Here is an 11,134-nt window from a genome sequence, read left to right on the forward strand (position 1 = left end):
GCGCTCCAGCGCGGGAGGACGACTGCTCCGCCGATCCCGCGAGCGCCGGCGCGGCCGGGCGCGGCGACCTCCGCGGCGCCCCCGCCGGGCACGGGCTACTCGCGAGTAACATGGAGAGGTGCTCGATCACGACAGCCTGTTCACGCAGGACGGCGACCGGTTCGTGCCGACCTCGGCTGCCGGGAACCCGTGGGGCGAGTTCACCGGAGGCGGCCCCATCGCCGGTCTCGTCGCCCGCGCCGTCGAGACCGCCGTCGACGACCCGGACCTGCTCGTCACCCGGCTGACCGTCGACCTCGTCCGCCCGGTGCCGCGCACCCCGCTCGAGGTCACCGTCGAACCGCTGCGCACTGGAAAGCGCCTCCACGTCGTCGACGTCACCCTCCGCACCGGCGGCCGAGCGGTCACGCGCGCCACCGCCCAGCTGCTCCGCAGGTCCGAAGTGGACGGACCGGAGGGTGGCGCGCCGGCGGACTTCCCCGGCCCCGAGGGGATCGCCGACGGCCACCTGCTCCCGCCCGAGCTGGAGCTGCTCCCCGGGGTGCACGACATCGTCCAGGTCAGGTGGGTGGCCGACCAGAGCACCAGCGGCCCCAGCCGCGCGTGGATGCGGATGCCGCTGCCACTGCTGCCGGACGAGCCGCTGAGCCCGCTGAGCCACGTGGCGGTCCTGGTCGACTGCATCAGCGCGGCGGCCCCGGTCAGCCCGATCTTCGGGCCGTGGATCAACACCGACATCACGCTGTACCTGCACCGGGCCCTGCGCGGCGAGTGGCTCGGCGTGGAGATCCGCCGGGACGTCCAGCCGTCCGGCATCGGTGTCGCACGCGCCCTCCTCTACGACGAGCACGGCGCCATCGGCACGGCGCACGAAGCCCGTCATGGTCAACCAGCTCGGCTGACCACCGGGGCGCGTCAGCCCTCGCGGACCTTCTCCTGCAACGCCGCGTGCTTGTCCAGCACCATGTCGTGCAGCCCGTCCTGGAACTCGGCCATCGCGCTCCGCAGCCGGGCCCCCAACTCGCCCGAGTCGGCCGCGAGCATCCGGACCGCGAGCAGACCTGCGTTGCGCGCCCCGCCGACCGAAACCGTGGCCACCGGCACCCCGGCGGGCATCTGCACGATGGAGAGCAGCGAATCCATGCCGTCCAGGTGCTTCAACGGCACCGGCACCCCGATCACCGGCAGCACCGTCGCCGAAGCCACCATGCCGGGCAGGTGAGCCGCCCCACCCGCCCCGGCGATGATCACCCGGATGCCCCGGTCGGCCGCGGTGCGCGCGTAGTCCAACATCCGCTGCGGGGTGCGGTGCGCCGAGTACACCCCGGCCTCGTAGGGCACCTCGAACTCGGCCAGGGCCTCCGCGGCGGCCTGCATGACCGGCCAGTCCGAGTCGCTGCCCATGATCACGCCGACCAGCGGCTTGTCATCTGCCACGTTCTGCGCCTTCCGTCAGTGGATCCGATAACCGTCCGACCACTCCGCGTGCGACAGCCAGTGCGCCGCCAACCGGGCCTGCTCCCGCACCGGCTCCAGCTCGTCGCCGAGCACCGTGACGTGCCCGAGCTTGCGCCCCGGACGCTCGCCCTTGCCGTACAGGTGCACCTTGACCTGCGGGAAGCGGGCGAACAGGTGGTGCAACCGCTCGTCCATCGACATCTCGGGCAGTTCCGGCGCGCCCAGCACGTTGGCCATCACCACGGCGGGCGCGGTCAGCTCGGTGGTGCCCAGCGGGTAGTCCAGCACCGCCCGCAGGTGCTGTTCGAACTGCGAAGTGCGCGCACCCTCGATGGTCCAGTGGCCGGAGTTGTGCGGACGCATCGCCAGCTCGTTGATCACCAAGCCGTCCTCGGTCTCGAACAGCTCGACCGCCAACACCCCGGTCACGCCGAGCGACTCGGCGATCTGCAGCGCCAAGTCCTGGGCCCGCTGCACCAACGCCGGGCCGGCGTCGGGAGCCGGGGCGAGCACCTCGACGCAGATCCCGTCCCGCTGCACCGTCTCCACCAGCGGCCACGCCGCGCCCTGCCCGAACGGGGAACGGGCCACCAGAGCGGCCAGCTCGCGCCGCAGCGGCACCCGCTGCTCGACCAGCAGCGGAGCCCCCGAGTCCAGCAGTTCCCGCACGGTGCTCTCGGCCTCTTCCGGGCTGTCCAGCAGCCACACCCCGCGACCGTCGTAGCCGCCGCGGGCGGTCTTGAGCACGCAGGGCCAGCCGTGCTCGGCGCCGAACTTGAGCACATCGGCCACTTCGGTCACCTCGGCGAACGGCGGCACCGGAAGACCGAGCTCCGCCAACCGGCGACGCATCACCAGCTTGTCCTGGGCGTGCAGCAAGGCGTCCGGCCCCGGGTGCACCGCCACCCCGGCGGCGGCCAGCTCCCGCAGGTGCTCACCGGGCACGTGCTCGTGGTCGAAGGTGACGACATCGCATCCCGCGGCGAAACGCTTCAGCGCTTCCAGATCGGTGTGGTGACCCACTTCCACGTTCGCCGCGACCAGGGCAGCGGAGTCGCTGTCGGAAACCGCCAGCACCTTCAACGACTGCCCCAGCGGAATCGCCGCCTGGTGCGTCATGCGGGCCAGCTGTCCGCCACCGATCATGCCGACAACAGGAGTTTTGGTGCGATGGTCCACGGCACACAGCCTAGTTCGCCGACGACGATCAACTCCCGCGGGACCGGTGGGGCCGTCCCGACAGCACATTGCCGACCGCCCGCCCCGTTTCCGTAGACTGGCCGGCGTGTTACCTGCCGACGTGTCCGCTCGCATTCCACGGCGGTACCGGGAATTCCTCCAGCGGCACCAGGAATTCCTGAAGTTCGGCATCGTCGGCAGCATCACGTTCGTCATCGACACCGCCGTCTTCTACGCGCTCAAGCTGACGGTCCTGGAACCGAAGCCGGTGACGGCGAAGGTCATCGCTGTGCTGGTCGCCACAGCGGTTTCCTACGTGCTGAACCGGGACTGGTCGTTCCGGTCCCGCGGCGGGCGGCAGCGCCCCGCGGAAGCGACCCTGTACTTCCTGATCAGCGGCATCGGCGTGGCGCTCTACTCCGCGCCGCTGTGGATCTCCCGCTACGTGCTGCTGCTGCACGTGCCCCACACCAGCCGGCTGGTCGAGGAGATCGCGGACTTCACCGCCGGCCAGGTCGTCGGCCTGCTGGTGGGCATGCTCTTCCGCTGGTGGGCGTTCCGGAAGTGGGTCTTCCCCCACCGGCAACCGCAGTCCCCCGCCCGCACCGCGGTGCCGCGCCAGCGGCAGCTGGTGCGGCGCTGAGCGCGCACGGCGAGCTCACCGCGGGGTCGATTCGCTCCGCCACGGCAGGCCCAGCACGTCATCGGCCCGGGCCAGCGGCAGGTATATCTCGAACTGCGCCGGGCGCGCCTTGCCCAACTCCAGTCGGCCGCCGTCGGCTTCCACCAGGGCCCGGGCCAGCGCCAACCCGACCCCGGTCGACCCGCCCCCGGAGAAGCCGCGCTCGAACACGTACGGAACCAGCTCGTCCGGCACGCCCGGACCGGCATCGCTCACCTCGATGACCACCGTGGCGGCCCCGCTCCGAGCGGCCAGCGTCACCGTGCCCTTGCCGTGCCGCAACGCGTTGTCCAGCAGCACCCCGATGGCTTCCCGCAACCGGGCCGGGGTGGCCCGGGCGAGCAGCCCGGGCGCCACCCGCTGCCGCAAGGTGCGCCCCTCCGCCCGCAGCGGCTCCCGCCACTCCCCGGCCACATCGGACAGCAGCTCGGAGATGTCGACCGGCTCGGCGTCGCGGGCGCGAGCCGCGGTGGCCGCGGCCAGCAGGTCGTCGAGCACCCCGCCCAATCGCTCCGCCTGGTCCAGGGCGGCGCTGGCCTCCTCCGAAACCTCCGAGTCGTCGCTCTGCGCCAGCGCCTCCAACCGCAGCTGCAGCGCCGTCAACCGGCTGCGCAGCTGGTGCGAGACGTCACCGACGAGCTCCCGCTCCCGCTGCACCAACTGGGACAGCGCCGCGCCGGAGGCGTCCAGCGCATCGGCCACCCGGTCCAGCTCGGGCACCCCGTGGCGCTTCGGGTCGGCCCGGAAGTCCCCGGCCCCCAAGCGGGCCGCCCGGTCGGCCACGTGCCGCAGCGGATCGGCCAGCCGGCGGGCGGTGACCAGGGCCACCACCATGCCGATGCCGGCCGACACCACCACCAGCAGCAGCACCAGCATCGCCACCTGGAACTGCTGGGTGCGCACCGGAGCGCTCGGGGCGGCGATGGTCACCGTCCCGCTCTGCACCATCGGAACGCTCTCCACCAGCGGGTCATCGCCCGGATCAGCGCCGTAGACGTAGTAGTGCGACTGGGTGCGGACGATGAGCCGGGCCCCCTCGGGCACCGCCAGCCGGGCCGCGTCGAGGTCGATCGGCTGCTGATTGGCGATCTGCTCATCGAGCAGGGTGGCGATCTGCTGGGCCCGGGTGGACAGCCCTCCTGCGGTGAGGTCCTCCACCAGCTTCAGCGCGGTGACCCCCAGCGGCAGCCCCAGGGCCACCGCGGTCACCGCGACCGCCAGCAGAGTGGACAGCAGAATCCGTCGGCGCATGGCTCAGTCGGCGTTGAACCGGAAACCGACTCCTCGAACAGTGGCGATCCGGGTCTCGTCCAGTCGGCCGTTGCCGTCGCCGAGCTTGCGCCGCAGCCAGGAGATGTGCATGTCCAGCGTCTTGCTGCCCTTGCGGTCGGAACCGGGCCAGACCTCTTCCAGGATCTCCTCCCTGGTCACCACTTGACCGGCGTGCTGCATGAGCACGCGCAGCAGCTCGAACTCCTTGTTCGCCAGCTGCACTTCCCGTTCGTCGACCAGCACTCGCCGAGCCGTCAGGTCCAGGCGCACCCCGGAGGCCTCCAGGGTTTCCGGGGCCCCGCGGCGCAGCAGGGCTCGGATGCGGGCCATCAGTTCCGCCAGGCGGAACGGTTTGGCCACGTAGTCGTCCGCTCCGGCGTCCAGGCCCACGACGAAATCAACCTCATCGGTGCGGGCGGTGAGCATCAGCACCGGCAGGCCGCGGCCCTGGGCTCGCAGCCGCCGGCAGACCTCCAAGCCGTCCATTCCCGGGAGGCCCAGATCGAGCACCAAAAGATCGACCCCTCCGGAAGACGCCTCGCGCAGCGTCTCCGGGCCGTCTTCAACTACCCGCACCGAATAGCCCTCGCGTTCCAAAGCTCGGGACAACGGCACGGCGATAGCCGAGTCGTCCTCTGCCAGCAGCACCACGCTCACATCCCCAGCCTAGATGGCGGGCAAGATCAGATTCGCCACTCGTCTGCCCTTGCAGTGGGCTTGATCGCGCCAAGCGCTAGGCTGCTGGCCGTGACGGCCGACCTGGAACTCGCTTTGCAACTCGCCGACGCCGCTGATCGGATCACCGTCGAGCGCTTCCGCTCCCGAGACCTGGAGGTCGACCGCAAACCGGACCGCACCCCGGTCACCGACGCGGACCTGGCGGTGGAGGACGCCATCCGCGAAGTCCTGGCCGAGCACCGGCCGGAGGACACCGTCGCCGGGGAGGAGCGCGGCGGCAGCAGCGACACCGGCCGGGTGTGGGTGGTGGACCCGATCGACGGCACCAAGAACTTCCTGCGGGGCGTTCCGGCCTGGGCCACCTTGATCGCGCTGGTGGAGGACAACCGGCCGCTGGTGGGCGTGGTCAGCGCCCCCGCGCTGGGCAAGCGCTGGTGGGCCGAGCGCGGCGCAGGCGCGCACTGCAGCACCGGCGGAGGTGCCGCGGAGCGGATCTCGGTCTCCGGGGTGCGCGAGCTCTCCGACGCCTACGTCTCCACCACGCACCTGGGCACCTGGGTGGAGCACCACTCCCGGGAGGCCTACCTGCGGCTGGTCGACGCCTGCTGGGAGAACCGCGCCTTCGGCGACTTCTGGCAGCACTGCCTGGTCGCGGAAGGGGTCATCGACCTGGCCGCCGAGCCGGTGGTCAACCCCTGGGACGTGGCGGCGGTGCAAGTCCTCGTGGAGGAGGCCGGCGGCCAGTTCACCGACCTGCGGGGGACCCCCCGGTTCGACGGCGGCAACGCCCTGTCCAGCAACGGGCACCTGCACCGGGCGGCGCTCCAGCTGCTCGACCAGTAGCGCTCAGCCCTGCTGCACCGGCGTTCCCCGCGGCGGGGTGCTGGTGGTGCCCACCGGACCGATCGCCCCGCGCAGCGCTTGCGTCCAGGTAAGCCTGCCGAACAGGTAGAAGCAGGCCACCTGCTCGCTGGTGAACCGGGCCCAGTCGTAGCGGTTGCCCTGCTCCCGCCAGAAGACCTCCCACGCCGGGGTCCCGTTGCTCTCGTCCCGGACCAGGCACCAGGCGTCGTCCACTTCGGCCCCGATGGACACCAGTTCGGCCGGTACGCCCATGGCTTCCAGCCAGCCGGCTACGGATTCGGTGTTCAACTCTGCGTCTCCTCCGCTGCGCTGTCCGCGGTCGGCGTCGCTTGTCCCGCGGCCACGTCGAGGCGCTGCGTGTCCGCCTCCGCGGCCACCAGTTCCGGGGTCAATTCCACCAGGTGCCCCAACGCCACCAAGTCGTCGATCGGGTAAGTGGTGCGGTAGCGGGTCCCGCCGCCGGGTTGGCCGAACCAACCGGCGGTGACCGTCTCCCAGACCGGCAGCGGACGCATCACCCGGTACCGCCGGTAGGCGCGGTCGGCGAACTCCGGCGGCTGGGAGCGCCGCGGGAACGGGGTCCGGGAGGCGAACAGCAGACGCCCTTCCCCGTCACCCAGCCGGTCCAGCACCGTGTCCGGCTGCAGCACCACCGGCTGCCCCGGTTCCCGACCTCCTTCGGGGCAGTCCCCGGGATCGGGCCACACGTAGCCGAGGTGTTCTCCGTCGCGCCGCACGAAGGTGTGCTCCCAGGCCAACTCGCTGTGCTCGCCGTGCCGCCGGTGGTTCTCGGTCAGCTCCGCCGGGATGGGTTCCGGGGTGCCGCTGGAGCGGTCCTGGTGCGCCTGCTGCGCTTGGCCGCAGCGGAAGCGCTGCAGGGCGTCGCCGTCGGTGACCAGCCGCGCTTCCGGGTGGTCCTGCGGCGGGAAGCAGGTGCCGCCGCGGTGCGGTGGGGCTTCCGCGAGCTGCTGGTTGGGTTGGCTCGCCGCGACCGGTATGTAGCCGAGCGGGAACTGGTGCAGCACGAACTCGGTGACCCGGGGGTTGCGCTCCTGGCGGGGCGCCGGCCGCGGCGCGGTCCGACCGGGTTTGGCCAGGGGGCGCAGCGGGGCGCGCTGCGGCTGCCGCACCGGCGGGCGCTGCGCTGCGGACGCGGGGGACTGCGGATAGCCGTACGGCTGCGGTGCCGGCTGCCGCATCGGCTGGCCACCTCGACCGGCGGGCGGGTAGCCGGCTGCGGGCTGTTGTCCCCAGCCCGGCTGCGGCCTCCCCACCGGAGCACCGCCCCGGCCCGCTGCCGGTTGGGGTCGGCTCTGCGGTGGCCGGCCGGGAACCGGCTGCCCGCTCGGGCCGCTGGCCGGCGGGACGGTCACCGGTCCGGTGCGCTCGGCGTCGGCCTGCCATCCCGCACCGGCCTGGGCAAGCTCATCTCGTTCTGCCTTTTCCGGGTGGTTTCCGCTGGCCACAGACCCTCCGTAGTTGTGCTGAGCTCGCTGGCCGGGCGGGTGGCCGCTCCGCCTGCTGCGGCGCGGCTCGCAGCGAAGCGCCGGGGGGCTCGGCTCTGCCCAGGGCTGTCCCGGCGGTGCTTCCCCGCTGCTGGGAGGAACCGCCTGCAGAAGATGTTCACATGCCGAGCGCGCCTCGTGCCATGGCCGAGGCCATAAGCCCGACCGTCGCACCCGCGGAAACGCGCCGGGAATCGCCCGGACGACGGCTCGACTCCCCCGACCGGGGGTGGTTGCGGTGGTCACCTGTCCGCGGTCTGGCCCCCGGTGTGCAGCCCGGCGGCCACCGCGGCGTGCACGGCACGGGCCAGCACGGCCCCCACCTTGGAGCGCGGGCCGCCGTAGGGCTCCGCCGGCCCGTTCACCGGGCACAGCACGGCGGTGGCGTCGGTGACGGTGCCGGTGCCGGAGCAGCCGGCCTCCAGCACCGCCTGGGCCTTGGCCTCGGCCACCGTGGCGATCGTGTTGACCAGCGCTGCTTCGGTCAGCCGGACCGGGAGCCAGCACACCGCGTTGATCGTGCCGGGCCGGTAGGCCTGCTCGGCCGCTTCCCCGGCCGGCTCAGCGGCCCAGATGGGGTGGCTGACCCCGGTGGTGACGCTGACCCGCACGCCTCGCTCGACCGCGGTGACCTCGTGCCGCACGTCCACCGCGGTGAGCAAGCCGATCCCGGTGCCGGTCAGCCCCAGTTCGCCGGCTATCTCGGCGGCGTGGGCGTCCGGATCGGGGTTGTCGTAGTCGCGGTGCACGGTGGCGTTGAACACCCAGGAGCGCTCGCCCAGGCCACCACCGTGCGGAGCCGAGGAAATCGCCAGCCACGGGGTGCTGCACCGCCACACCAGCAGCGGCCAGCCGCCGACGTCGGCCAGCGCGGGTTCGGGGAAGTTCACGAGCTGAGGGCCCTGACCACTCGGGACGGACTCGGGCGACCGAGCTTTTCTGCCATCCACACACTGGTTTCCAGCAATTTGTCCACATCGACCCCGTGCTCGATCCCCAGTCCGTCAAGCATCCAGACCAGATCTTCGGTGGCCAGATTACCGGTCGCCGACTTCGCGTACGGGCAGCCACCCAGACCACCCGCCGAAGAATCCACAGTAGACACACCTTGGCGGAGCGCAGCGTAGGTGTTGGCCAGCGCCTGGCCGTAGGTGTCGTGGAAGTGCACGGCCAGCTTGTCCACCGGCACCCCGGCGAGGCGGAACGCCTTCAACAGCGCTTCGACGTGCCCGGGGGTGGCCACGCCTATCGTGTCCCCCAGCGACAGCTGGTCGCAGCCCATCTCCAGCAGCCGGGTGCCGGCCGAAACCACCTGCGCCACCGGCACGGGCCCTTCCCACGGGTCGCCGAAACACATCGACAGGTAGCCGCGGACCGCCATGCCCTCCTGGACCGCCCGGCCCACCACCGGCTCGAACATGGCGAACTGCTCGTCCAGCGAGCGGTTGAGGTTGCGCTGCGCGAACGTCTCGGTGGCCGAGGCGAACACGGCGATGTCGGTCACCCCCGCGTCCAGCGCCCGCTCCAGACCGCGCATGTTGGGCACGAGAACCGGGTAGCGCACCCCGGCGGCCGGCTCGAACCGGGCCAGCAGCTCTGCCGCGTCCGCCAGCTGCGGCACCCAGCGCGGGTGGACGAAGCTGGTCGCCTCGACCACCGCCAGCCCGGCATCGGTCAACCGCTGCAGGAATTCGAGCTTGACCTCCAGCGGCACCGTCTCCGGCTCGTTCTGCAGCCCGTCCCGCGGGCCGACCTCCCAGATGGTCACCTCCGCGGGCAAGTCCTGCGGATGCGGAGACACCACCTGCATCGGCAGCCCGAGTTCACGCGCCCCCATCAGCGCCCCTCCCGTTCCCAGTCGTGCGGATCGTCGTTGACCTCGCGGTAGAGCAGGGTGTGCACCCGCTCCACGTCGGGAATGTCGTCGAATTCCAGTGGTTCGTCGGAGGCCGACTCCACGATGAGCGTTCCGCAGCCGAGCATCCGGTCCAGCAGCCCGTGCCGGAACTGGACCGAGTTGATCCGCGATATCGGGATGTCGATGCCGCTGCGGGTGATGACCCCCTCCCTGACCATCAGCCGGTGGGTGGTCACCACGAAGTGCGTGGTGCGCCAGCGGAGCAGCGGGACGAGGGTCAGCCAGATCAGCAGCACCGCACCGATCACGCCGATCCCGATCCACAGCGGCTGCGCCAGCGAGGTCGCCGCGGCCAGCGCCGCCAGGTAGGAACCGAGCCCGACCACCAGCAGGAACACCAGGACCGGCAGGACGAGCAGCTTCCAGTGCGGATGCCGGTGCACGATCACGTACTCGTCTTCCCCGAGCAAATCGTCCGGGTAGGCCACCCTTGCCTCCTCCGCAGTCTCCGCCGGATGCCGATCACCGTACCGGGAGAGCTGTGGTGCCGTGGTGTCGCGCACCACAGCCGGTCACCGGCCGGCGGGCCGCAGGTGCTGGACGTCCCCCGCCGCGACCTCGGTGGTCCGCCCGTCCTCGGTCCGCACCACCAGCCGACCGTCGGGGTCGACGTCGACGGCGGTGCCGTGCAGCTGCTCGGCGGCCAGGTCCACCCGAACCCGCTGGTGCAAGGTGGCGCACAGCCCGCGGTACCGGTCCAGCAGCCCGCTGGCCTGCACATCCCCAGCATGCCGCCGCCAGAGCTGCTCGGTCTCGGCGAACGCGGTCAGCAGGCGCACCGCGAACTCGGTGCGGTCCACTTCGACCCCGGCCAAAGCGAGGGAGGTGGCCGGCAACGCGTCCGGAACCGGCGGCGGCAGCTCTTCCTGCCGGTGGTGCACGTTGATGCCCATCCCCACCACCACGGCCAACCCGTCCGGGGCGGCGACGACCTCGGCCAGGATCCCGGCCGCCTTGCCCCACCCGGAACCGGTGCGCAGCAGCAGGTCGTTCGGCCACTTCAGGGCCGCCCGCCCCGGGCTGGCGCGGTTGACGGTTTCGGCCAGGGCGACTCCGGTCAGCAGCGGAAGCCATCCGAGGCCGCGCTGCGGCAGCTCCGGCCGCAGCAGCACGCTCAGCTGCAGCGCGCGGTAGCGGGGGGAGTACCAGCGGCGGTTCAACCTGCCCCGGCCGGCGGTCTGCTCCTCGGTGAGCAGCACGGTCCGGTCGGCAGCTCCGCCGCTGGCGGCGGAGGCCAGGTCGGAGTTGGTCGAGCCGGTGACGGTGACCACGTCGAGCGCTGCGTACGGTCCGCGCTGGACCAGCTCGCGGCGCAGCTGTTCGGCGTCGAGCGGAACGGGAATCACCGGTTCAGCGTATTCCGGGCGGCGATCGCGCATCGGTCGGCGGCGCCACCGCGCGCGGCCGTCCGGACTTCCCGGGCCGCTACCATCGGGGCGTGCGTTTCGTGCTCGCCTCAGCTTCCCCGGCCCGACGCGGTGTGCTGCGGGCGGCCGGTATCGACCCGGTGGTGCGGGTGTCCACCGCAACCCGGTGCGGCTGGCCGTCCACGGTCAGCGTGATTTCCGCTTCCACAGC

At 72.0% G+C, this 11,134-nt stretch carries 12 protein-coding genes and 2 pseudogenes; 4 read left to right on the forward strand and 10 right to left on the reverse strand.

From position 1 onward, the window contains the following. Positions 1–163 precede the first annotated feature (163 nt). Positions 164–859 (forward strand): annotated as a pseudogene (locus SREC43747_RS21910) (thioesterase family protein); the annotation flags it as partial. Positions 860–915: 56 nt separating this feature from the next. On the opposite strand, the gene purE reads toward SREC43747_RS21910, so the two are convergent. Together purE and SREC43747_RS0107620 are read right to left on the reverse strand one after the other, a co-directional pair. Further along, on the reverse strand, positions 916–1,404 hold the full coding sequence (purE, locus tag SREC43747_RS0107615; RefSeq protein ID WP_081722471.1) for a 5-(carboxyamino)imidazole ribonucleotide mutase: 489 nt from the start codon (positions 1,402–1,404) through the stop codon (positions 916–918). Between the two features lie 48 nt (positions 1,405–1,452). Beyond that, positions 1,453–2,637, reverse strand: a complete 1,185-nt coding sequence (locus SREC43747_RS0107620; protein WP_029720566.1) for a 5-(carboxyamino)imidazole ribonucleotide synthase — start codon at positions 2,635–2,637, stop codon at positions 1,453–1,455. Positions 2,638–2,743: 106 nt separating this feature from the next. On the opposite strand from SREC43747_RS0107620, the gene SREC43747_RS0107625 reads away from it, so the two are divergent. Next, positions 2,744–3,280: a GtrA family protein gene (locus SREC43747_RS0107625; RefSeq protein WP_051387813.1), complete on the forward strand. Its 537-nt coding sequence runs from the start codon at positions 2,744–2,746 to the stop codon at positions 3,278–3,280. A gap of 15 nt (positions 3,281–3,295) precedes the next feature. On the opposite strand, the gene SREC43747_RS0107630 is transcribed toward SREC43747_RS0107625, so the two are convergent. Together SREC43747_RS0107630 and SREC43747_RS0107635 are read right to left on the reverse strand one after the other, a co-directional pair. Beyond that, complete coding sequence (locus SREC43747_RS0107630; RefSeq protein WP_029720568.1) at positions 3,296–4,570, reverse strand: sensor histidine kinase; 1,275 nt, start codon at positions 4,568–4,570, stop codon at positions 3,296–3,298. 3 nt (positions 4,571–4,573) lie between these two features. Beyond that, a complete protein-coding gene (locus SREC43747_RS0107635) occupies positions 4,574–5,248 on the reverse strand; it encodes a response regulator transcription factor (protein WP_029720569.1) in 675 nt (224 codons plus the stop codon). 90 nt (positions 5,249–5,338) lie between these two features. Here SREC43747_RS0107635 and hisN point away from each other — a divergent pair, with 90 nt between their 5' ends. Next, positions 5,339–6,112, forward strand: coding sequence for a histidinol-phosphatase (gene hisN / locus SREC43747_RS0107640; RefSeq protein ID WP_408005180.1), 774 nt, complete (start codon positions 5,339–5,341; stop codon positions 6,110–6,112). A gap of 3 nt (positions 6,113–6,115) precedes the next feature. Here the strand turns inward: hisN and SREC43747_RS0107645 are convergent, their stop codons facing one another. From SREC43747_RS0107645 to SREC43747_RS0107670, 6 genes are all read right to left on the reverse strand, one after another. Beyond that, complete coding sequence (locus tag SREC43747_RS0107645; RefSeq protein WP_029720571.1) at positions 6,116–6,421, reverse strand: hypothetical protein; 306 nt, start codon at positions 6,419–6,421, stop codon at positions 6,116–6,118. Then, positions 6,418–7,332, reverse strand: coding sequence for a TNT domain-containing protein (locus SREC43747_RS19660; protein WP_051387815.1), 915 nt, complete (start codon positions 7,330–7,332; stop codon positions 6,418–6,420). Before SREC43747_RS19660 ends, SREC43747_RS0107645 begins: the two co-directional genes overlap by 4 nt. A gap of 548 nt (positions 7,333–7,880) precedes the next feature. Continuing rightward, the gene (locus tag SREC43747_RS0107655) at positions 7,881–8,528 is read right to left on the reverse strand and encodes an adenosylcobinamide amidohydrolase (protein WP_051387817.1); all 648 of its coding nucleotides are present in this window, start codon (positions 8,526–8,528) and stop codon (positions 7,881–7,883) included. Then, on the reverse strand, positions 8,525–9,475 hold the full coding sequence (locus SREC43747_RS0107660; protein ID WP_029720574.1) for a hydroxymethylglutaryl-CoA lyase: 951 nt from the start codon (positions 9,473–9,475) through the stop codon (positions 8,525–8,527). Before SREC43747_RS0107660 ends, SREC43747_RS0107655 begins: the two co-directional genes overlap by 4 nt. Beyond that, positions 9,475–9,984: a PH domain-containing protein gene (locus SREC43747_RS0107665; RefSeq protein WP_029720575.1), complete on the reverse strand. Its 510-nt coding sequence runs from the start codon at positions 9,982–9,984 to the stop codon at positions 9,475–9,477. The genes SREC43747_RS0107660 and SREC43747_RS0107665 overlap by 1 nt, the downstream gene beginning before the upstream one ends. Positions 9,985–10,068: 84 nt before the next feature. Then, positions 10,069–10,902 (reverse strand): biotin--[acetyl-CoA-carboxylase] ligase, encoded by an 834-nt coding sequence (locus SREC43747_RS0107670; protein ID WP_029720576.1) that lies wholly within the window; start codon positions 10,900–10,902, stop codon positions 10,069–10,071. A 92-nt stretch (positions 10,903–10,994) separates the two neighbouring features. Here SREC43747_RS0107670 and SREC43747_RS20990 point away from each other — a divergent pair. Next, a pseudogene (locus SREC43747_RS20990) lies at positions 10,995–11,134 on the forward strand (septum formation inhibitor Maf); the annotation flags it as partial.

The organism is Saccharopolyspora rectivirgula DSM 43747, assembly GCF_000497205.1.
Taxonomy (GTDB): Bacteria; Actinomycetota; Actinomycetes; order Mycobacteriales; family Pseudonocardiaceae; genus Saccharopolyspora; species Saccharopolyspora rectivirgula.

Bases quoted from the DNA above. Each gene is read 5' to 3' on its own strand.
- purE (WP_081722471.1), bottom strand. From the start codon at position 1,404: ATGGGCAGCGACTCGGACTGGCCGGTCATGCAGGCCGCCGCGGAGGCC.
- SREC43747_RS19660 (WP_051387815.1), bottom strand. From the start codon at position 7,332: ATGCGGCAGCCGGCACCGCAGCCGTACGGCTATCCGCAGTCCCCCGCG.
- SREC43747_RS0107660 (WP_029720574.1), bottom strand. From the start codon at position 9,475: ATGGGGGCGCGTGAACTCGGGCTGCCGATGCAGGTGGTGTCTCCGCAT.
- SREC43747_RS0107630 (WP_029720568.1), bottom strand. From the start codon at position 4,570: ATGCGCCGACGGATTCTGCTGTCCACTCTGCTGGCGGTCGCGGTGACC.